General features: G+C 70.4%; 18 protein-coding genes. 11 read left to right on the top strand and 7 right to left on the bottom strand.

Translation table 11 applies throughout. From position 1 onward, the window contains the following. Positions 1–32: 32 nt before the first annotated feature. From pssA to glp, 4 genes are all read right to left on the bottom strand, one after another. Entirely contained in the window at positions 33–965 is a 933-nt protein-coding gene (gene pssA / locus G9Q41_RS14660) for a CDP-diacylglycerol--serine O-phosphatidyltransferase (RefSeq protein WP_092524460.1), read from the bottom strand. After that, positions 962–1,693 carry a phosphatidylserine decarboxylase gene (locus G9Q41_RS14655; RefSeq protein ID WP_165632829.1) on the bottom strand — a complete coding sequence of 244 codons (732 nt, stop codon included), beginning with the start codon at positions 1,691–1,693 and terminating at the stop codon, positions 962–964. Before G9Q41_RS14655 ends, pssA begins: the two co-directional genes overlap by 4 nt. 647 nt (positions 1,694–2,340) lie before the next feature. Further along, entirely contained in the window at positions 2,341–4,323 is a 1,983-nt protein-coding gene (locus G9Q41_RS14650) for a M48 family metallopeptidase (RefSeq protein WP_165632830.1), read from the bottom strand. A 338-nt stretch (positions 4,324–4,661) separates the two neighbouring features. Continuing rightward, the gene (gene glp, locus G9Q41_RS14645; protein ID WP_347567543.1) at positions 4,662–5,900 is read right to left on the bottom strand and encodes a gephyrin-like molybdotransferase Glp; all 1,239 of its coding nucleotides are present in this window, start codon (positions 5,898–5,900) and stop codon (positions 4,662–4,664) included. Between the two features lie 593 nt (positions 5,901–6,493). Here glp and G9Q41_RS14640 point away from each other — a divergent pair. The 6 genes from G9Q41_RS14640 to G9Q41_RS14615 all read left to right on the top strand — a co-directional run bounded on the left by G9Q41_RS14640 (position 6,494) and on the right by G9Q41_RS14615 (position 14,560). Then, complete coding sequence (locus tag G9Q41_RS14640) at positions 6,494–7,165, top strand: AIM24 family protein (RefSeq protein WP_165632831.1); 672 nt, start codon at positions 6,494–6,496, stop codon at positions 7,163–7,165. Positions 7,166–7,332: 167 nt separating this feature from the next. Beyond that, positions 7,333–7,536, top strand: coding sequence for a cold-shock protein (locus G9Q41_RS14635; protein WP_017973067.1), 204 nt, complete (start codon positions 7,333–7,335; stop codon positions 7,534–7,536). Between the two features lie 335 nt (positions 7,537–7,871). Continuing rightward, positions 7,872–9,176, top strand: a complete 1,305-nt coding sequence (locus G9Q41_RS14630) for a serine/threonine-protein kinase (protein ID WP_165632832.1) — start codon at positions 7,872–7,874, stop codon at positions 9,174–9,176. A 256-nt stretch (positions 9,177–9,432) separates the two neighbouring features. Beyond that, the gene (gene groL / locus G9Q41_RS14625; protein ID WP_092527592.1) at positions 9,433–11,094 is read left to right on the top strand and encodes a chaperonin GroEL; all 1,662 of its coding nucleotides are present in this window, start codon (positions 9,433–9,435) and stop codon (positions 11,092–11,094) included. 232 nt (positions 11,095–11,326) lie between these two features. Beyond that, positions 11,327–12,343 (top strand): hypothetical protein, encoded by a 1,017-nt coding sequence (locus G9Q41_RS14620; RefSeq protein WP_165632833.1) that lies wholly within the window; start codon positions 11,327–11,329, stop codon positions 12,341–12,343. A 150-nt stretch (positions 12,344–12,493) separates the two neighbouring features. Beyond that, entirely contained in the window at positions 12,494–14,560 is a 2,067-nt protein-coding gene (locus tag G9Q41_RS14615; protein ID WP_165632834.1) for a beta-N-acetylglucosaminidase domain-containing protein, read from the top strand. Between the two features lie 22 nt (positions 14,561–14,582). On the opposite strand, the gene G9Q41_RS14610 is transcribed toward G9Q41_RS14615, so the two are convergent. Together G9Q41_RS14610 and G9Q41_RS14605 are read right to left on the bottom strand one after the other, a co-directional pair. Further along, positions 14,583–14,837, bottom strand: a complete 255-nt coding sequence (locus G9Q41_RS14610) for a PspC domain-containing protein (protein ID WP_092524446.1) — start codon at positions 14,835–14,837, stop codon at positions 14,583–14,585. A gap of 135 nt (positions 14,838–14,972) precedes the next feature. Further along, entirely contained in the window at positions 14,973–15,530 is a 558-nt protein-coding gene (locus G9Q41_RS14605; protein WP_092524444.1) for a suppressor of fused domain protein, read from the bottom strand. A 233-nt stretch (positions 15,531–15,763) separates the two neighbouring features. Here G9Q41_RS14605 and G9Q41_RS14600 point away from each other — a divergent pair, with 233 nt between their 5' ends. Then, positions 15,764–16,663: a MoxR family ATPase gene (locus G9Q41_RS14600; protein WP_165632835.1), complete on the top strand. Its 900-nt coding sequence runs from the start codon at positions 15,764–15,766 to the stop codon at positions 16,661–16,663. A 104-nt stretch (positions 16,664–16,767) separates the two neighbouring features. Here G9Q41_RS14600 and G9Q41_RS14595 read toward each other — a convergent pair whose 3' ends face one another. Then, positions 16,768–17,022, bottom strand: coding sequence for a hypothetical protein (locus G9Q41_RS14595; RefSeq protein ID WP_092524440.1), 255 nt, complete (start codon positions 17,020–17,022; stop codon positions 16,768–16,770). A 264-nt stretch (positions 17,023–17,286) separates the two neighbouring features. Here G9Q41_RS14595 and G9Q41_RS14590 point away from each other — a divergent pair, with 264 nt between their 5' ends. From G9Q41_RS14590 to G9Q41_RS14575, 4 genes are all read left to right on the top strand, one after another. Then, on the top strand, positions 17,287–17,736 hold the full coding sequence (locus G9Q41_RS14590) for a hypothetical protein (RefSeq protein WP_207631070.1): 450 nt from the start codon (positions 17,287–17,289) through the stop codon (positions 17,734–17,736). A 154-nt stretch (positions 17,737–17,890) separates the two neighbouring features. Continuing rightward, positions 17,891–18,760: a methylenetetrahydrofolate reductase gene (locus G9Q41_RS14585; protein ID WP_207631071.1), complete on the top strand. Its 870-nt coding sequence runs from the start codon at positions 17,891–17,893 to the stop codon at positions 18,758–18,760. A 61-nt stretch (positions 18,761–18,821) separates the two neighbouring features. Beyond that, positions 18,822–19,682 carry a formyltetrahydrofolate deformylase gene (gene purU, locus G9Q41_RS14580; RefSeq protein WP_092527586.1) on the top strand — a complete coding sequence of 287 codons (861 nt, stop codon included), beginning with the start codon at positions 18,822–18,824 and terminating at the stop codon, positions 19,680–19,682. Between the two features lie 142 nt (positions 19,683–19,824). After that, entirely contained in the window at positions 19,825–20,937 is a 1,113-nt protein-coding gene (locus tag G9Q41_RS14575) for a VWA domain-containing protein (RefSeq protein ID WP_165632836.1), read from the top strand. Positions 20,938–21,307 lie beyond the last annotated feature (370 nt).

Here is a 21,307-nt window from a genome sequence, read left to right as displayed (position 1 = left end):
CCCCGGAGTCGGGGCACCGCCCGCCGACGGGCTCACTTCGAGCGGTGCCGCAGCCCCAGCGCCCGGTAGCTGCGCCTGTTCTCCCGGTCGCGGTCACCATTGCGACGGGGCAACCTGACCCGCCGCGCGGCCCCGGCGACCCGGCGACGCAGCGGGGGACGCAGCCCGAGCCGCCGTTGACTGCGGCGGATGGCCCTGCGCTCCCGCGGAGGGACCTCCCAGGCCTCCGGGTGGTTGGCCAGCCAGTGGTGGCGGTACACGGCGTACGGCACGTGCACGAGGTAACCGGCCAGCGCGATCGTCAGCGAGATCAGCGGGTAGGTCACGATGCCGGCCGCGAGTAGCGCCACCAGCACCAGCAGCGGTGCGACCAGCTTGGCCGGGACCTTGACCGTTTTCAACGACAACGTCGGGACCCTGCTCACCGCGAGAGCGGCGATCGCGAGCATCCAGACCATCACGGTCGGCTGGGCCGACCACCAGCCGTCACCGCCCGCGGCCGCGGTGATCACGATCGGCAGCAGCGCGAGCAGGCCCGCCGCCGGGGCGGGAACCCCGACGAAGAACTCCTTGCTGAACGACGGCTGCTCCCCGTCGTCGAGCAGCGTGTTGAAACGCGCGAGCCGCAGGATCATGCACACCGCGAAGACCAGGGCCACTACCCAGCCGACCCGGTTCCCGGCCAGCTGCCAGGCGTAGAGGGTGAGGGCGGGCGCCACCCCGAAGGACATCGCGTCGGAGAGCGAGTCGAGCTCGGCGCCCATCTTGCTGGTGGCGTCCAGCAGCCGTGCTATCCGGCCGTCCAGGCCGTCGAGCACGGCGGCCACCGCCGTGGCGGCGATGGCTCCCTCCAACTGCTGGTTGAGCGCGAACTGCACGGCGGACAGCCCCGCGCACATCGCCAGCACGGTTACCGCGTTGGGCAGGAACCGCACCCCGGGCGGGTTACTACGTGTCTCGCTCATACCGCTGTCGCACCGTTCCCGCGGGTGTACTCGGCGAGGACCGTTTCACCGCCGACGGCGCGCTGGCCCGGTTCCACCGCCACTCGGCTGTCCGCGGGGACGTAGAGGTCCACGCGGGAGCCGAAGCGGATCAGCCCGTAGGTGTCCCCGGCTGAGACGGAGTCCTTCTCCTGAACCGAGCACACGATCCTGCGCGCGACCAGCCCGGCGATCTGCACCGCCACCAGGTCCACTCCCTCGGGGGTGCGCAGCAGCATCGCGTTGCGCTCGTTGTCCTCGCTGGCCTTGTCGAGGTCGGCCGAGAGGAAGGCGCCCGGGCGGTAGGCGAGCGCGGTGACCTCCCCGTCGGCCGGTATCCGCTGCACGTGCACGTCGAACACCGTCAGGAAGATGCTGATCCGCCGCATCGGCTGCCGGCCCAGGCCGAGCTCGGGCGGGGGGCAGGCGTCCTGCACCCCGGAGATCGTGCCGTCGGCCGGTGCGACGGCGATGCCGGGCCTGCGGGGGGTGACTCGGCGCGGTTCGCGGAAGAACCACGCGCACCAGGCCGTGGCGAGGGCACCGAGCACTCCCGCCGGACGCCAGAGGCGGCGCAGCAGTACGGTGGCCAGCGCTCCCGCGAGCACGAACGGTCTGCCCGCCCGGTGCATGGGCGGGAGGGTCTCGCGGGTCAGCTGTGCCAGCTTGAGTAACGGGCCGGTTGTCGGTGCGGAGTCCGCGTTCTTCATCGAGGTGGCTCGCCCCTGCGTCGACGGTCAGGATGCGACGTGTCGCTTGCTCGCGTCGCCGTGGTTACAGCATCGCTGATATCCGGTTGCCGACCGTGAGCAGGGGGCGGTTGTGCGCGGATTCACGGCCTGTACTGGCGTTCGAGGTTCCCGCTCGTGCTCGGCCGGCCCTGATTCGGGGGCCACGTCTCCGGCCGTGGGCGGTCCGCCCCCCGGGGTGGCCCGTGGATTCGTCCGGCCGTGGAGCGCTGCTGCGTCGGCGGTTGCGTCGGCGGTGGCGGTGATCGGGCGACCGCGGGGTGGAGTGGTGGTTTCTCGGATTCCGGGACGGTGCCGGCACCCCCGAAGTGCCGGCACCGCCCGGAACCACGACCGCTCGGGGCCTCCCCGCTGACTCCGAACGGCCCCCCGGTGGATCCGTGCGCCCCCCGACGGCACACGCATCCGAATCCGATCCGATCTTCTCGCGGGCACCAGGGTGCTGAAAAGATCCGACGCTGTGTAGATGTGACGGGTGGGGTGTAACTGTTCGACAGCTTGTGATGCTGCGTCCAGTGTAGTGGAACTCACAAGGAGTTGAGTAGCCACTACCGGAGGACTTCTGTCACAGATTCAATAACATTTTGTGTTTGATTGTGCTGCTGGTCTCACTCGTCCGAGTGAGAAGGTTGGTCAGTGCTCAACCGGGCCCCCAAGAGGTCGCCCACTCCCGAGTAGGGCGTCCCACGCTCGAATGAGTCGGTGACGCTGGATATGCGCAACCTGGCCAATTCCTCCTCACCCGCGGAATCCTCAGCGGGCTCGGTGAGGGACTCGGAGAGTTCCGAGACCGCGTAGTCGTCCAGATAGAGCTCCATGGTCAGCTCCCAGGATTTCACGTCCCGGTGCAACTCGGCCGTGGCGACGTCCCGGCTGTCCACCCACTGGGAACCCTCCAGCTCGCGTAGCTCGGCCACGGGGGTCTCCGCCAACCGCTCGAGGCGCTCGTGCTCGGTCCGGCGGAGGCGGGCGAACGCCCCGGCCAACAACCGCCGGAGCGTTCCCGTCCGGTTGGGCAGCAGCAGCACCCCCCGGTCGGTGACGAACAGGTCGTGAGGACTCTTCGCGACCAGCACCGGGCTGACCAGACCGGAGAGCTTCGGGGACGGTTCCTCGCTCGGCGGCCGCTCGTGGTCCAGCGCGACCCCGAGGTGCAGCAGATGCCGGTGCAACCCGGGCACCAGTCGGGGATCGGCCACGGCGGGCCGAACCAGCTTGTCCGGGTCCAGCGCCCTGCCGTCGGCGAGCTGGAGCTTCGGAGGACCGCTCCAGTCCAGCTCGTGCTTCGCGTGCCCAGCCTGAACCAGGGCGTCCACCACGGTGGCCCCGAGCAGCTCCGTCGTCGTGTCCACCACGGCCTCGTCCACCAGCTCGGGCGACAACCCCGGGTTGAGCGCCGGGTTGATCAGCTCGTTCATCTCGCCCCGGTGCATGGCCGCCAACACCCCGGCCAGGTTCGGTTCGGCCTCCACCCCGCTCTGGACGACGGCTGAGCTGAGCCTGCCCGCCTGCACGGCGACGTCGTGATCGGCGGCCATGCGCGCCAGCTCCGGCCACGGAACCCGCGTGCCCAGACCGTCCACCAGCAGGCGGTCCTCGATGGACGGGATGCTCTTGCGCGGGTTGCGAACCAGGGCGACGGCGGGACGGTCGTCCGTTTCGTCGGGTTCGCTCGCGGAAGCCCGCTTGAGGGCTTCGAGGCGTTGGGAAGCAGTGGGTCGGGATGGGTCGTCGGCCCGCTCGGCGGCGATGGTCTCCTTCGCCCGTTCGGCCAGGTCCTTCTTGCGGTGCTGGTTGTCGAGGAACGAGCGGAAACCGAGCAGCACGTCCGGGGTGTGCTCCATCCGGGCGGCCATGCTCAGGTATTCCTTCGTGTAATCCCGCCACCCCAGCTGCAGCCCCACGTGCTTGCGCAGGGTCGCCATCGTGGTGCGCTTGCCCGCGAGACGGGTCGCTATCGCGTCCCCGCGCAGGATCCGAGTGCGCACCAGCGGGGTCGTCAGCGCCGCGCAGAGCCGGGCGTGGCCGGAGAACAGCCACTTGGTGGGGCCCGCGGTCAGCTTCCGCTCGGTGTCCAGGACGGTGTCGCGGACGCGGCAGGCGAGCGTCTCGGGGAAGCTGCCGCCGCCCTTGCTCAGCTCCTGGGTCAGCACGACCGACAGCTCGGTGACCGTGAGGCCGGCCAGCAGCGGGAGGCCGATCTCCAGGCACCGGGTGCCGCGCAGCAGGCCGAGCAGTCTGGTCCGCTCCCGCAGCCGCACTCCGGTGTCGCAGGTGATGCGCAGTTCGTCCGGTTCGGGCGCCTCGGCGGTTTTGGCGACCTTGCGGACGGTGCGCCACAACTGGGGCTGGGCGTCACCGCTGACGAGGACTCCGCGCGGTCTGTCGTCGACTCCGAGCAGACCGCGCAACATCACGAGGACGCAGACCGCGACCACGAGTCCGGCCAGCGCGGCGCGCGCTCCGTTGCCGAAGTCGTAGCGGGCCGCGTAGGCGGCGATTCCGAACAGCCCGAGAACCAGCACTGCCGGTACGGCGAAGAAACCGATGTGCAGTGCCGATGTCAGAGCGGCACGCCATGGGCCACGCACAGTGACAACTCCCGACTGACGATGGTCCGTGAACGCTGGCTTGGTGCCTGCGCGGATCGGGTGACTCCCCGCTCGGCCGGGGGCGCTCGTCGGGAAGCGGCTCAGCGGCTTTCCAGTACCTGCAGCAACCAGCCACGCAACCCGAACCGCGCAAGCTCACAGGCTAGTCATCCCCGAGGGTTCGGCGGTAGGGAACCCGGGAAGGAGAAGTGTCACCCCAGGTCTTCGGTCCGGAACCCCGCCGGAGAGCTCGGGGGACCGGCCGGTGGTGCTCTTGCGGCGCCCTCGGAGCCTGCGGGCACCACCCGGACTCTCCCGACGACCGCGGTGGAGAACGCTCAGCCGTCGAGGAGCCATACGTCCACTGTGGTCCCCTCCGGGGCCTCGGAGCTCTCCTCCGGCAGCTGGATGAGGCAGTTGGCGGCGGCCATGCCGGAGAGCAGGTGCGAGCCCGGTCCGCCCTGCGCCGTGACCGTGTCGGACTCCGGGTCGAAGAGCCCGCGCCGGTACTGGCGCTTGCTCGGCGAGGAGCGCAGGGTCTCGGACAGCGTCGCTCTTCTGCGCGGGCGGTCCACTGTGCTGTGCCCGCCCGCCCGGCGCAGGGCGGGGCGCACGAACACCTCGAAGGACACGATCGAGCTGACTGGGTTGCCCGGAAGCGTGATCACGGGGACACGTCGCCCTCCCGCGGTGTAGTGGCCCGCCCCCTGCGGCATGCCCGGCTGCACGGCGACCTTCTCGAAGCGGACCTCGTCGCCCTCCAGCGCGTCCTTGACCACCTCGTAGGCACCGGCGCTCACCCCGCCGGAGGTGAGGATCAGATCGGTCTCTTCCAGGTAAGGCTCCAGCGCGGAGTGGAAGGCCGCGACGTCGTCGGGCACGAAGTGCAGCAGCTCGGCCGTGCCGCCGCACTGGCGCACCGCCGCCGCGAGCATCGTTCCGTTGGACTCGTAGATCTCGCCGCCGCGCAGCGGTGTTCCCGGACGCACCAGTTCCGAACCGGTCGAGAGCACGAGCACCCGAGGAGGGCGGTGGACCGGGAGCTCGGCGCTTCCCACGGCCGAGGCCATGCCCAGCTGGGCGGCCCCGAGCGTGCACCCGGCGTCGAGGACGGTCTGCCCCGCGGTCACGTCCTCACCGCTGCCGCGGACGTTGGCCCCGGCGGCAACGGTGGCGTGGATCCTCACCCGCTCCGTGCCCCCGTCGGTGCGCTCCACCGGGACCGTCGCGTCGGCGCCGGGAGGCAGCTGCGCGCCCGTCATTATCCGATGAGCCGTCCCCGCGGCGAGCTCGTCGACGTGCACTCGGCCCGCGGGGATGTCGGCGGTCACGGGAAGAGTCACGGGTCTGTCCGGGGCCGCTTCCGCGAGATCGGCCGAGCGGACGGCGTAACCGTCCATGGCCGAGTTGTCGAAGGGCGGCAGGGAGATCGGCGCCGTCAGGCCTTCGGCCAGCGCCAGTCCCAGGCATTCGTCCAGTGGCAGGTTCACCGTCGGAGTCGGGACGAGCAGTTCCGCTACGCGCCTGCGGTACTCGTCCACCGACAGCAGTGCCGAGGGATCGGTTGTGTGAGCCACGCCCCTGATGGTCGGACATGGTGCACCGCCTCGGGGCGACGGGTCTTTTCGCGTGGCGGTGTGGGCGGCGGAACCTCTCGCGGGTTCTCGGTGCGGCCAGGCCCGACATCGGGCAGCGGGCTGCGCCACGTCGAGGCTTTCTCCGCCGGGCACTTGACTGGGAATCCGCGGCGGTGCCGACTGCTCGGGCTCGTGAGCGCCTGTGTCGGACTGAGCTTTCCGCTGGAAGTTCCTCTCGGGTTTCTGGCGTGGTTCGCTCGGCGAGGGCTGCGTCCCCGAGGCCTTCGGGTGCGCGGTTTCGCGCGAAACGCTCATTCTGGAGTTTTTTCCGGATTGACGGTTTCGCGCGAAACGTTCCAATGGTGGGGTTCTGCCGGGTGCGCTTGGGCGGAGCAGTCCGGCGTCGGCACGGGTGCCTTCGGCCGTTCGCGCGGGTCACCGCTGCGAGCCGCGCCCGCGGAGCGCCCCGGGGAGCGCCCCGCGGAGCGCACTGCCTGCCTCACCCGTTCGGTGGACGAGCTGCGTGCGTGCCAGACTTCCCTCCGTCGGGACGAGCGTGTCCGCGGGGCGTCGTCGCCCTGCCTGGAGGGGTAGTGCAGGTCCGAACTCGACATTCGCCTTCGTTCGGGGTGGCGCGACTCGTGCTCGCGGCCGGCGAGGTCGCGCGCACCGGATCCGAGGCCATGGCCAACAGTTACGGGGTGACGAGCTCTTCGGCGCGCGGTGCGGGAAAGCGCGGTCCCGGACGGTTCGGGCTCGGGGGCGGTTCGGCCTCGGAGTGGAGCTACACGGCCGGTCCGCAGGGCGGCTGGGTCGACGTGGCCCCCAGCTTTCCCGGGGACGTGCACACCGTCGAGATGGACGGCCGACGGGGTTGGTGCGTGGCCAGGCGGTCCTGGCTCGCCGCGGCCGGAACCGTTCGACTCGACGCGGGCTGGAACGGGTTCCGCGAGCTCTTCGGGGGACAACCCGGGTTCCTCGCCCACGCGAGCGGGCAGGGGCAGCTCGTGCTGGCCTGCTGCGGGGCGCTGGACGTCCACGAGCTCCAGCCCGGGCAGTTCGTGACCATGGACGCCGGTCACCTGGTGGCCTATGTGGACACGCTGCAGTGCAGGCTCCGCCAGTCCGAGCAGGGACGCGCGCAGTCCATGCGCACGGGCGACGGGCTGGTCGTCGACTTCGCCGGGCCTGGACGGGTGGTGGCGCAGAGCCGCAACCCGCATCGGATGAGCTCCTGGTCGCAGCGCGGCGGAAGCGGACGGTGAGCGGGATCCCCGCCTTTCCGGACGAGCAGCCGCGTCACGCAGCGCGTCGAACTCCGGGAGGAAAACCGCACGATCGAGAACGGGACGGATCCGTCCGCGTGCGGTAACGTGGCGATTGCTACATCGGCGCCTGGCGGCGTCGCGCATCATATTTCTAGGAGGACGCCGTGGCAGTCGGCACGGTCAAGTGGTTCAATCCCGAGAAGGGGTACGGATTCATCGCCACGGACAACGGTTCGGACGTTTTCGTGCACTACTCGGCGATCGACATGGACGGTTTCCGGACTCTCGACGAAGGGGACCGGGTCGAGTACGAGGTGAAGCCGGGACGGGACGGTCGCAGTCAGGCCGACGGCGTCCGCAAACTCTGAGAAATCGCCCGCAGAACGGTGCTCTCCCGGTGCGGGCGGCGCCGGAAAGCACCATCCGAGCAGTTCGCGCTGTCGCGGGGAGCTCGCACAATTCTCGCCAGTGCCGTACGGATCGCCCCGACGTCATGTGGACCGCGGCCCGATGCCACCACCCGATGTCGGGGCGCCCGCCCGCGAGGTCGCGCGGGGCTCCGGCGAGTTGCCCGGGGAGAGCTGACCGGCCAGCCGCGCGAAGTTCTGCCTAAGTTCGCTCGTGAGTCGTGAATCCCGACAGGACCGGAATCGGTGAGCCGTACCTGCGGACGTCGGCGGTGCGGAAACGTTAGGCTGCCGTTGTGTCGGAAGACCTCACCGGGAGCCGTCTCGGCCACTACAAGATCGAAGGAGTGCTCGGTCGCGGTGGCATGAGCGTCATGTACCGCGCCACCGATGTCCGTCTGGGACGCAAGGTCGCCCTCAAGGTGATGGGTGAGCACATCACCGGTGACAGCGAGTTCCGCGAGCGGTTCGTCGACGAGGCGCGCAACACCTCGGCCATCGACCACGCCAACATCGTCCCGCTGTACGACTTCGGGGAAGTCGACGGGATGCTCTACATCGCCATGCGGCTCGTCGACGGCTCCGACCTCGCGAGCCTCATCTCGGAGGGGCCGATGGACCCCGAGCGGGCGGTCGACCTGCTGGGTCAGGCGGCCGAGGCTCTCGACACGCTGCACGAGCAGGGGCTCGTGCACCTGGATCTGAAACCGGCCAACGTGCTGGTCACCTCGCGTGAGGCTGCCCACGAGCACGTCTACCTGGCCGACTTCGGGCTGACCAGGCGAGGGGCCACCGGGCACCGCACCAGCAGCGGGGACTTCCTCGGTTCGCCCACCTACGCCGCCCCGGAACACCTCCGTGGCGAGTCGGTGGACGGGCGGACCGATCTCTACGCGCTGGCCTGCATGCTCTACGCGTGCCTGACCGGCGGTCCTCCGTACAAGGGCGAGGTGCAGGAGGTGATCCAGGGGCACCTGCGGACGGAGGCGCCGCGGGTCACCTCGCGGGTACCGCTGCCGCCCGCGGTGGACGAGGTGCTGCGCCGCGGGATGGGCAAGACCCCGGATCAGCGCTACGGGACGTGCAAGGAGCTGATCTCCGCGGCGAGAAGTGCCCTGGAATCGGGCAAGCGCAGTGAGCAGTCCCCGCAGTCCGGGCCGTTTCCTGCCCAGTCGGGGCCCGTGCCGCAGCCGCCGCAGCAGGGCACGCCTCCGGGCGGCACCCCGGGAGCCGGTCCGCCTCCGGCCGGCGCGCAGGTTCCCGGAGGGCAGCCGTTCCCGGGGCCGGCGGCTCCCGGACCCGGTCAGCCCGTTCCCCCGGGGCAGCAACCGCCTCCGCAGCCCAGGGGGGAACCGGTTCGGGTGCGGCCTCCAATGCCCGCCCAGTCGACCTCCTTCGCGCGGAAGTCGGACGGTCCGGCCAGGTGGCTGGTTCCGATACTGGTGATCGTGGCCGTGACCGTGATCGTGGTGATGTTCATCATCATGAGCGAGACGGTCAGCTCCGCGCCGCCGCTGGACGGTGGGTTCGGCGGCAACGGTGGGAGCGCGGGAAGTTCCTCCCCGGGTGGGGACGGGCCGAGCGCTGCACCGTTCGGGTGAGCGTGGCGGCTCGCGGTGGCTGTTCCGCGTCTCCTTCCGCCCGGCGGCTTGCACTCACAACCGGTGAGTGCTAAACACGATACTGGCACTCAGTAGGGGTGAGTGCCAGGTCGGGACGGTGAGGCCGCAACCGCTCGTTTGGACAAGCGTGCGGGGACCGGTCGTCCGTCGCGGGCACCGAGCCTGGCCGAGCACGAGTCCTGCCGTGGAGCCGTCCGGTCCCACGGCGTCCAAAAAGCTGGAGGACCACACCGCAATGGCCAAGATGATCGCGTTCGACGAGGACGCCCGCCGCGGTCTCGAGCGCGGCATGAACACCCTCGCCGACGCCGTCAAGGTGACGCTCGGCCCGAAGGGCCGCAACGTCGTGCTCGAGAAGAAGTGGGGCGCGCCGACCATCACCAATGACGGTGTCTCCATCGCCAAGGAGATCGAGCTCGACGACGCCTGGGAGAAGATCGGCGCCGAGCTCGTCAAGGAGGTCGCCAAGAAGACCGACGACGTCGCCGGTGACGGCACCACCACCGCCACCGTTCTGGCCCAGGCGCTGGTGCGCGAGGGTCTGCGCAACGTCGCGGCAGGCGCCAGCCCGACCGCCCTGAAGAGGGGCATCGAGAAGGCAAGCGAGGCGGTCGCCGAGCAGCTGCTCAAGAACGCCAAGGAAATCGAGACCAAGGAACAGATCGCCGCCACCGCCGCCATCTCCGCCGGCGACTCCCAGATCGGTGAGCTGATCGCCGAGTCGATGGACAAGGTGGGCAAGGAAGGCGTCATCACCGTCGAGGAGAGCAACACCTTCGGGCTCGAGCTCGAGCTCACCGAGGGCATGCGCTTCGACAAGGGCTACATCTCGCCCTACTTCGTGACTGATCAGGACAGGATGGAGGCGTCGCTGGACGACCCCTACATCCTGCTGCTGAGCTCGAAGATCTCCAACATCAAGGACATGCTGACCTTGTTGGAGAAGGTCATGCAGTCCAACAAGCCGCTGCTGATCATCGCCGAGGACGTCGAGGGCGAGGCGCTGGCCACCCTGGTCGTCAACAAGATGCGCGGCACCTTCAAGTCCGTTGCCGTCAAGGCACCCGGCTTCGGTGACCGCCGCAAGGCGATGATGCAGGACATGGCCATCCTCACCGGCGGTCAGGTCATCAGCGAGGAGGTCGGCCTCAAGCTGGACAGCGCTGAGCTGAACATGCTGGGCCGTGCCCGCAAGGTCGTGGTGTCCAAGGACGAGACCACCATCGTCGAGGGCGCCGGTGACGACGAGCAGATCGCCGGCCGGGTCAACGAGATCCGCGCCGAGATCGAGCGTTCGGACTCCGACTACGACCGGGAGAAGCTGCAGGAGCGGCTGGCCAAGCTGGCCGGTGGCGTGGCCGTCATCAAGGCGGGTGCTGCTACCGAGGTCGAGCTCAAGGAGCGCAAGCACCGCATCGAGGACGCGGTGCGCAACGCCAAGGCCGCCGTCGAGGAGGGTGTCCTCGCGGGTGGTGGCGTGGCCCTGCTGCAGGCCGCCGTCTCCGCCTTCGACAACCTCAACCTCGAGGGTGACGAAGCGACCGGCGCCAACAGCGTCCGCACCGCCGTCGAGGGCCCGCTCAAGCAGATCGCGATCAATTCCGGTCTCGAGGGCGGCGTCGTCGCCGAGAAGGTCAAGGGACTGTCGTCCGGCCAGGGCCTCAACGCCGCGACCGGCGAGTACGAGGACCTGATCGAGGCGGGCGTCATCGACCCGGCGAAGGTGACCCGCTCCGCCGTGCAGAACGCCGCCTCCATCGCGGGCCTGTTCCTGACCACCGAGGCCGTGGTCGCCGACAAGCCGGAGAAGAACGGTGGCGGCGGCGAGGCCGCTGCCGACCCGACCGGCGGCATGGGCGGCATGGGTGGCATGGGCGGTATGGGCGGCATGATGTGACGTCCTCCGGGACGAACATCGGCGCTGCCACCGTCCGTCCCGGCACCCGTGCCGAGGCGTGAACGAGCACGCTGGACGAAAGGGCCGTTCCCCGCCCGGGGAGCGGCCCTTTCGCGTATGAGTCGATCCCCCGCTGCTCGAGGTGCACCTCCGGTGCTCCCGCTGCGCCGACTCACGCGAGGCCCCTATCCTGCTGCGCGGACTTACGCCACGACTCACCAGAGGAGAGCGTGTGGACCGGCCGACGTTCGAGTGGAGCACCGACACGGAGCGCGCCGCGTGGCTCGCCCCGGCGATGGGCGAGCTGACCGACCCGCGGGTGCTCTCGGTGATCCCCTCCGGTTTCGAGAGCTACGCGCGCCTGCCGCACCCGGTGCTCTCCCCGGAGGGCAGGACTGTGCGCTGGTCCGAAGTGGCGGCGTGGAGCGGGATCGAGCTGCACGACCGGGCGAGCTTCCCCGAGATCGCCCTGCCGCGGGACCTGCCGGAGGAACCGATGCCCTGGAACGGGGAGGGACCCGCTGAGGGGACGCTGCCGCGCGGGGACGCGGCCGTGCTGGCCGAGATCCTCCGGGAGAGCACCACCGACCCGCAGGACTGCTGGTTCTGCCTGTGGGACGGCCACGGCTGGGACGACATCGCGGCTTATCACATCACCGACGACGGGTCCGTTCTCCCGGGAGCCCGGCCGCCCGACCCGGTGCCCGCGTGGGTCCGCTCGGGACCGCGGGTGCGGCTGCCGGAGCGCGACCACCTGCTCTACACCGGCCCGGTGGAAGCGGTGTCGGCCTTCGTGCCGGAGCACGGGCAGACCGCGAACCTGTGGTGGCCCGCCGACCGGTCCTGGTGCGTGGCCACCGAGATCGACCTCGGGGAGACCTATCTGGCCGGTTCTCGCTTCCTGGTGGAGCGGGTGCTGGCCGACCGGCGGCTGGAGGCCTTTCCGACGGATCCGCAGGACGAGATACCGCTACGGACCCTTCCCGAGTGGCTGGTCGCGGAGGTCGACAACGCCGTGACCGAGCTGCTGGGCCGGGGCGAGGCCCGGATCACCACCCCCTGCGGGAGTGTGCACGCCCGGCTGGAACCCGCAGGCGAGAGCGGCCGCGGGCGGTTCTTCGTCAGTTGCGGGGACGCCTCCGGATCCCCCGCGAGCGGGGAGCAGACACTCGACATCTCCGATGCGGAGGAGCTGCGCGCGCGGCTGCGAGCGGGGCTTTCCGCCGGTCTCGTCGAGCTCGTCCGCTGAACCTCCCCGTTTTCCGGACGACTGTGGGATCCGTCCCCTGAACGGGTCGGGTGATTCGAACCCGTCCCCGCCCTCATGATTCACTTCAGTGAGGCCACTTGCGAACGCGAACAACCGACCGGCTTCGGTTGACGAACTCGAGGAGGCGCCGTGGGCCGTTTCCGGCGAACCGCCCGCCGCCCGGTGCTGCTGGTGGCGTTGTCGTGCGTGCTGGCGCTCCTCGCGGTGGGCTGTACGGACGGTACGACCTCCTCCGACTCGGAGGGGACCACCGAGCCCGCGCGGCAGTCCCGGGCCGGCGAGCAGACCGACAACGGGTTGCCCGAGGTGGTTCCGAAGCCGAGCCAGCTGCGTTCCGAGGGCGAGGACGTGCAGGTCGAGGGCAAGGTGGAGCTCGTCGTCGACCCGATGGTCGATCCGCAGACCCGTGATCTCGCGGTGCGCGTGCTGACCGAGGCCGGCGCCACCGACGTGGTGGTGCGCCAGCCCGGCGATCCCGTCGACGGATCGACCCTGAAGGTGCGCCTCGGGAGCCGCTGGGCCCCGATGATCCGGAAGGAGCTCCAGCACTCGGGGCTGGACTTCCCGGACCGCAACGACGAGGACGAGGACGAGAAGCTGGCCGGGGAGAGCTACGCGATCACGGTGCACAGCGGGCAGGACCCCGCGGTGGTGCTCGGCGGGGTCGACGCGGCCGGCGCCTACTACGCGGTGCAGACGCTGCGGCAGATCACTTCCGGCGGGCATATCGCCGGGGTGAGCATCCTGGACGAGCCGGACGTGCCCACGCGCGGGACGATCGAGGGGTTCTACGGAAGCCCGTGGACCCACGCGGAGCGGATGGACCAGCTGGCCTTCTACGGCTCCATGAAGCTCAACACCTACGTCTACGCCCCGAAGGACGATCCCTACCACCGTGCGAAGTGGCGGGAACCCTATCCGACCGACCGGTTCGAGCGACTTCGCGAACTCGTGGAGCAGGCGGCCGCGCACCACGTGAAGTTCGTCTTCGCCGTGTCGCCGGGGCAGTCGATCTGCTTCAGCGACGAGCAGGACCGGCAGGCGCTGATCGCCAAGTTGCAGGCGATGTACGACATCGGCGTGCGCAGTTTCGCGGTGCCGTTCGACGACATCTCCTACACCGAGTGGAACTGCTCCGCCGACCGGGACCGCTACGGGGAACCCTCACCGGCAGCGGCGGGTCGCGCCCAGGCCGAGCTGCTCAACGGGCTCGAGAGCGAGTTCGTCGAGACCCATCCGGGGACCCAGCCGCTGCAGACCGTGCCCACCGAGTACTCGGACGCGGAGCGGACGCCCTACAAGACCGCGCTGCGGGAGGAGCTGTCCTCCTCGGTCGAGGTGATGTGGACCGGTGACGGGGTGATCCCGGAGGGCGTCTCGGTCTCCGACGCCGCGGCGGCGACCGAGGTGTGGGGCCGGGAACCGTTGCTGTGGGACAACTACCCGGTGAACGATTTCGACGCCACCGAGGGTCGAATCATGCTCGGTCCGTACGCGAAGCGGGAGAAGGGGCTGACGAAGCAGCTCGACGGGCTGATCATCAACCCGATGAACCAGGCCGCCGCGAGCAAGGTCGTCGAGATCTCGGCCGCCGCCTTCGCGTGGAACAGCGCGGGTTTCGACGCCGAGCGCGCGTGGCGCCAGGCGGCTGAGTACCTCGCGGGGGACCGGTTCACCGACGAGGTGAGCGGCTTCGAGGCCGACGGTGCCACCGTCGACTCGCTGATGGTGTTCTTCGACCTGAACCGCATGGCTCCCCTGCCGAGCGGTGAGCCGTGGCTGAGTGCGGCCCCCGCGCTGCGGGACAGGCTGGAGGAGTTCCGGAAGGCCTGGAACTCGGACGGAGCGGACGGACAGCAGGCCGTGGCCGACCTGCGCGGTTACGCCCGGTCGATCGCGGACGCGCCGGAGCGGATCGAGGAGAACGCGCCGCAGGACTTCGTCTCGGACGTGCGACCGTGGTTGCGCGCCACCGATGCCTGGGGCGAGGCCTTGTTGACCACCCTGGACGGCTTCTCCGCGCGAGCGGACGGTGATTCGCGGACCGCCGCGGACCGCTTCGATCAGGCGGCCGAGCTCGCCGACCGCGCCGAGTCGATACGCACCGTGCCCGGTGAGACGCGTCCCCAGGGGCGGGTGCGCGTCGCCGAGGGGGTGCTCGACGAGTTCATCCGGCAGGCCCCGGACATGCGCTGAGCTCCGCTCCGCGCGGTCGTGGTTACCGCTCGGGAACTACGATCCAGCAGGCGAGGTAGAGCAGGAGGCCGACCCCGAAGCCGAGCAACGTCGCGGCGACCAGCACGATGCGGACGATCGCGGCGTCCACGTCGAACAGTTCCGCCAGTCCGCCGCACACCCCGGCGATCATGCGTTCGTCGCGGGAGCGGCGGAACCTGCGGTACTTCGTGGCGGTGTGGGGGCTGAGGTCGCCTGTGGCGGCGGTGTGCTCGCTGTTCTCGTTCTGGTGCGTCATGGCTCCATGGAACGGCGCGAACCCCCGCGCCCGCCTCGGGGGACAACCCCCGGGCTACCCGGAGTTCGGCCACCTCCGGGTCGGGGCCGGCGGCTCCGGGCGCGCCGCGTCCCGCGTGCGGAGAACCGCGCCCGGTCAGGCCACGGAGGGGCGAAAGGCGTCGAGCAGGTCGCTGTCGTGCTGCTCCCACCGGTCGTAGAGCACGTCGCTGCCGTAGCGCGCCACGAGTTGCGCCTCGCCCCGCGATATCGGAAGCAGGGTGATGATGCGCAGCACGGCCTCCCCGGTTTCGTCGCGGAGGATGTCGAAGTCCTCGCCGAGGTAGGGGTGGGGAGCGGCCAGGGCCCCGCTGATCTCGGTTTCCGGGAGCAGCGCCCTGTCGTTCATGATCAGTGCGCCGGGGCCGACGCGGCTGTTCGACTCCTCCAGCAGCTCTGCGATGACGCCGGTCAGGTGCCGCGCGTGCAGCTCCTGTCCACTGTGCAGCGTGCAGACCAGCTCGTGCGGCAGTGGTGCGCCGGCCGCGTGCGAGCGCAGGCCGTTGGTGAGCACCGAGATGTGCGCGCCGTGCGGTGGGTCGCAGTAGACGAGGTGATACCCCCGTTCCCGCGAATCGGTCTCCTGGCTGTCCGCGCCGCGAATCCTGCCGAGGTACTTCTCGACATGGGCGGGGAATCCGCTGAACCGGTTCAAGATCCACCTCGGCCGTACGTGGTCCTTACCCGCGTAAGTATGGCGCCCGGTCCTTCGGCGGGAACGGGCGGGATTCGGTGCGGCCCGCGGCCTCGACAGGACGGCTGGCCCGAGCGGGATTCGGTGGTGACGGGGCGTGCGCGCCGAGGTGCTCACCGGGCCCTCCCGGCGCGACCGGCTCGCGGGGCCCCGCTGGGCAGCGCGGAACGTGATCCGTCACATACGCTCGCGGCATGTTCGACGATCGCAGCTCCGCCGCGCCGGACTCCCCCGCCGACGTCTCCACCGCGTTGCGGGACACCGGCTACCTTCCGGACGAGGGCATAGCCACTGCGGCCTTCCTCGCCGCCAGCATGGGACGGCCGCTGCTGTGCGAGGGGGAGCCGGGAACCGGCAAGACGGCGCTCGCGCACGCCCTGTCCAACGCCTACGGAGTCGAGCTGATCAGGCTGCAGTGCCACGAGGGGATGGACGCCGCCCAGGCGCTCTACGAGTGGGACTTCCCGCGGCAGCTGCTGCACCTGCGGACGCTGGAGGCCACGGCGGAGGAGGGCGTCGACACCGATCGCGCGGAGGCTGAGCTCTACACCTCCCGCTTCCTGCTGGCCCGCCCGCTGCTGCGGGCGCTGTGGCAGGCCCCCTGCGTGCTGCTGGTCGACGAGATCGACCGCGCCGACGACGAGTTCGAGGCCTTCCTGCTGGAGGTGCTGTCCGACTACACCGTGAGCATCCCCGAGTTCGGGACCGTCCGGGCGCGACGTCCCCCGCTCGTGCTGCTGACCTCCAACCGCACCCGCGAGGTGCACGACGCGCTGAAGCGCCGGTGCCTCTACCACTGGCTGGAGCACCCGGACCTGCGGCGCGAAGTGGCCATCCTGCGCAGCCGGGTTCCCGGCCTGGAGGAGCGGCTGGCCGAGCAGGTGGCCGAGGCGGTGCGCCGGATGCGCTCCATGGAGCTGCTCAAACCACCGGGGGTCGCCGAGTCCATCGACTGGGCGAGTGCGCTGCTCGCGCTCGGCAGGACGGAGCTGGACACAGCGACCGCGGCCCACACCCTGGGAACGGTGCTGAAGTACCGCGAGGACGCCCAGCGGGTGCGCGCCTCCGAGGGGGTGCTGGGGTTCGGCACCTGAACGGGAGACCCCGAGTCGGGGTCTCCCCGGAGCGGGGCGCCGGAGCGACCACGCGAGCACCTGCGGAGGGGAAGTGGCGAACGTCGGTGCGTCCGGTGCTGGGGTTACTCCGCTTCGCCCTCGTCCGGATCGAGCACGGTTTTCCAGGCGGCCTCCTGCGGTTCGGTCATCCCGCCGATCACGAACTCGCCGTCCTCGTTGAAGATCGGCCCGCCCGCCTGCGCTGTCGCGGCGGCCTGCGCGAGAGTGGCGTGCACTTGAGCGCGCGCCACGCAGGTACGTTCGCTTTCCGGGTCGTTCTGCTCCGTCGCTTCGGTGAGCAGGCGCTGCGCGGTCTTGAAGTGTTCTGGCCCAGTCATACCGATCAGCCTGCCAGACCGGGGGCGGGCGGCCCACGGGTGTGCGAGACGCGTCTCGGGGCCGCTGCGGGATTCCCAGCACCGGAGGGCCCGCCGGAGCGGGGACACCGCTGTGTGGTGGGGAACGACCGGCGTCAGGTCGATTCGCGGACGATCACCCGTCCGGGGGTAGCGTCGAGCCCGGCGGTGTCCAGGTCCAGCACGGTGCGCGCCGTCATGCGCCCGTGCGATTCGGCATCGATGTGGACGGTCGTGAGGGCGGGCGTGACCAGCTCGCCGTACGAACTCGGCTACGGCAGGATCATCTCGTTCGACCACGACTTCATCGGCAGGGACGCCCTGCTGGGCGCGAAGGACACCGTTTCGCGCACCAAGGTCACGCTCGTCTGCGACCCCGCCGACGCCCGGGCCGCGATGGGCACCGAGCCGGAATTCGCCCTCAGCTACGCTCGGCAGCGCGTGCAGGCCCGCGAGGGCTTGGTCGGCATCACCTGCCACTCCGCCTCGCTCGACCCGGCGGGAACCGTGCTGTCGCTGGCGCTGGTCGACAACCGGTTCGCCGAGCCGGGCACCGAGGTGAGCGTGGTGTGGGGCGATCACCCGGGGCCGGGTACCGATCCCGAGGCCGATCTCGGGCTCCCGCGCATCCGCGCCACGGTCGCTCCCGCCCCGTACGACGAGTACGCCCGAACGCTGGACCGCGGCAACGCCTGAGCACCGGTCCCTCGCGACTTCCGCGTCCGCGGGCGTCGGCTCGGCCGAACGCGCTCTCGGGGAACTTCGCTCGCCGGGGTCCGGAGAGGCCTTCGCGCAGGTGTTCCCGGAAGGCCCCGGGAGCCCCCACACACATCGTTTCCGAGGAGAATGCATGAGTTCCGCCCCCAGCGCGCCCTCCCACGTGCTCGCCGGACTCCTGGAGGACGTCTCGTTCGAGATGACGGGCAAGGACATCGACGGTCTGACCGGTGCGCGGGAGAGCCTGCCGCGCGGCAGTCGGATAAACGTGACCTTCCTGGCCAACGAACAGCAGCAGCAGCGGCTGCGCGCCGTGCGCGCCGTCCGGGACGCGGGATTCGTGCCCGTTCCGCACATCTCCGCGCGTCAACTGGAATCGCGGGCGGAGCTGGAGGAGTACTTGGCCGCGATCCGGGAGGCCGGCTCCTGTGACGAGGTCTTCGTCGTGGGCGGTGACCCGGCGAGCCCCCGAGGGCCGTACGAGGACTCCCTCGAGGTCGTCCGCTCCGGTCTGCTGGAGCAGTACGGCGTGCGGTGCGTCGGCATCGGCGGCTACCCCGAGGGGCACCCGTTCATCAGTGACGCTGCGCTGTGGTCGGCGCTGGAGGACAAGTCCGGGACGATCCGGCAGCGCGGGCTGGTCGGTGGCATCATCACCCAGTTCGGGTTCGACGTCGACCCGGTGCTGAGTTGGGCGGAGGCCGTTCGGCAGCGTGGAATCGACTTACCGATCCGGGTCGGTGTGCCGGGACCCGCGGGTATCCGGCGGCTGCTGCGCTACGGCGCGCGGTTCAGCGTCGGCACGAGCGCGGGCATCGCCAAGAAGTACGGGCTGTCGCTGACCAATCTGATGGGAACTGCGGGCCCCGACCGGTTCCTGCACGACCTGGCCCGGAACTACGACGCGCAGCGTCACGGCGAGCTCAAACTGCACTTCTACACCTTCGGTGGACTCAAGGCCACCTCGGACTGGGTCACCGAGTTCCGGCGGAAGGAAGGCTGACTTGACGACAGAATCGGCGACGTCGCGGACGGACTCGTCCGCCTCGCCCCAGAACCGCGCGTTGTGGGAGAACCACGCCTCGCTGATCGTGCAGGGCGAGGACCGCACCGGCATCGTCTCCGCGGTCAGCGCGGTGCTGAGCGGGCACGGTGCGAACATCGTCTCGCTGGACCAGTACTCCGACGACCCGCAGGGCGGGGCGTTCTACCAGCGCACGGTGTTCAGTCTCGACGACCTCAAGGCCGTGCTCCCCACGATCGAGCGGGACCTGGAGACCGAGCTGGGCAAGGGGTTCAACCTCGGATTCACGCTGCGCGACATGTCGGTGCCCAAGCGCGTCGCGATCTTCGCCTCCAAGGAGGACCACTGCCTGCTCGACCTGCTGTGGCGGCACCGGAGGGGGCAGCTGCCGGTGACCATCTCGATGGTCGTGTCCAACCACACCGACACCGCGGAGGAAGTGCGCGCCTTCGGCATCCCGTTCGTGCATGTGCCAACGGGTGAGCTGGGCAAACCGGCCGCCGAGGCCGAGCACCTGCGGCTGCTGCGGGGCAATGTGGACTTCGTGGTGCTGGCCCGCTACATGCGGATCCTGTCCGGTGAGTTCCTGTCCGAGCTCGGGGTGCCGGTGATCAACATCCACCACTCGTTCCTGCCCGCCTTCATCGGGGCCGCGCCCTACGCCAAGGCCAAGGAGCGCGGGGTCAAGCTCGTCGGAGCCACCGCGCACTACGTGACCGAGGATCTCGACGAGGGTCCGATCATCGAGCAGGACGTCGTGCGGGTCACCCACGCCGACACCGTCTCCGACATCCGACGTCGCGGGGCCGACGTGGAGCGCACCGTGCTGTCGCGCGCGGTGCGCTGGCACAGCGAGGACCGCGTGATCCGCACCGAGAACAACACCATCGTCTTCGCCTGATCGAGGACCGGAAGTCCGCGGAACGGCAGGCGGGAGCGGTGAGCCGTTGTCGAGCTCCCCGGCCGGTCCCGCCGCTCCGCAGCGCGTGCCCGCCGGAGTCGGAACCGAGCCGTGACCGCCCCGCGAGGTGCACAATGCGGACATGGACGAGGTGGATCACACGCTCGAGGGGCTCGTCGGCTTCGCCGAGGCGCTGCGCCACTCGGGGGTGACCTGCGGCCCGGAGCGGGTCAGGACCTTTCTGGACGCCACGGCCCACGTCGACCTGGCCGAGTGGACGCGGCTGTACTGGGCGGGCAGGTTGACCCTGTGCTCCGAGCCGGAGGATCTGCCGCTGTTCGACGCCGCCTTCGCCGCCTGGTTCGGCGGAGTCGAGCAGTCCGGTGGCGCGGCTGCCCGGACGCGTCCCGCTCGCCCGCGGGCGGCCCCGCTCGGCGGGGACTCGAGCGGGGAGTCCACGGCCGCGGACACCGACCAGCTGGCCGTCGCGGGCGACGTGGAGACCCTGCGCAGGAGAGATCTGGCCGAGCTGGACGAGGCGGAGCGGGCCCACCTGCGCAGGATGCTGTCCCGGCTGGACCTCCGTCCACCGCGGCGTTCCTCGCTGCGGCGACGCCCGGCTCGTCGGGGAACGCTGGATCCGGACGGGACCATGCGTGCCATGCTCCGGTCCGGTGGGGAACCGGTGCGGCTCGCTCGGCGGGCACGGGCGGGCAGGCCGCGCAGGGTGGTGCTGCTCGTGGACGTGTCCGGATCGATGAGCGCCTACGCCGACGCCCTGCTGCGCTTCGCGCACCTGGTGGTGCGGGCGGCTCCGGCCAGCACCGAGGTCTTCACCCTGGGAACGCGGTTGACCAGGGTCACTCGCCAGTTGCGGCAGCGCGACCCCGAGGTGGCGCTGGCCGCGGCCGGTCGCGCCGTGCCGGACTTCTCCGGGGGAACCCGGTTGGGGGAGACTCTGCGGGTCTTCCTGGACCGCTGGGGGCAGCGCGGCGCCGCCAGATCGGCCGTGGTGGTGCTGTTCTCGGACGGCTGGGAGCGCGGGGACACGACCGAGCTCGCCGAGGGGGTGGCCAGGCTGCGCCGACTGGCGCGCGCCGTGCTGTGGGCCAACCCCCACGCGGGTCACGCGGAGTACTCGCCCGTGCAGTCCGGGATAGTCGCGGCACTGCCCCATGTGGACGTGCTGGTGGCCGGGCACAGTTTGGAGGCTCTGCGGACGCTCTGGGAGGAAGTGCACCGCCAGTCCCGGTGAGTGAGGGGTGGCGAGCGGGTCGCGTGGCGGAACCTCGGTCGGCGCCCGGCTGCGGGTACCCCGACATCGGGTGGCGACCGCGCCCCGGAGCCCTGGGGGACGCGCGGTTTCGCGCGAGACGTTCTTTCTGGAATCGCTCCAGGGTGACGGTTTCGCGCGAGACGTTCCCCTCGTGCGGCACGAGACCCCGCGGTGGTGTCGGTGGTTCGCGCGGTGAGGAGCACCGCGCGGTCGCTGCGGAGTTTCACCGGATCGTGGCCGGAATCCCGCTGTGTCGCTGTTCGGACACGACACGTGTCGTTCGGGACCATGATCCCGACCGATCGTGGGCTTGCTTGAGGCGCAGTGAAGTAGCAGGCTCTTGAGTTGT

Source organism: Actinopolyspora sp. BKK2 (assembly GCF_011291845.1).
Classification (GTDB): domain Bacteria; phylum Actinomycetota; class Actinomycetes; order Mycobacteriales; family Pseudonocardiaceae; genus Actinopolyspora; species Actinopolyspora saharensis.
The sequence above is the reverse complement of the archived record's forward strand: the minus strand, read 5'-3'. Positions and strand labels throughout refer to the sequence as shown.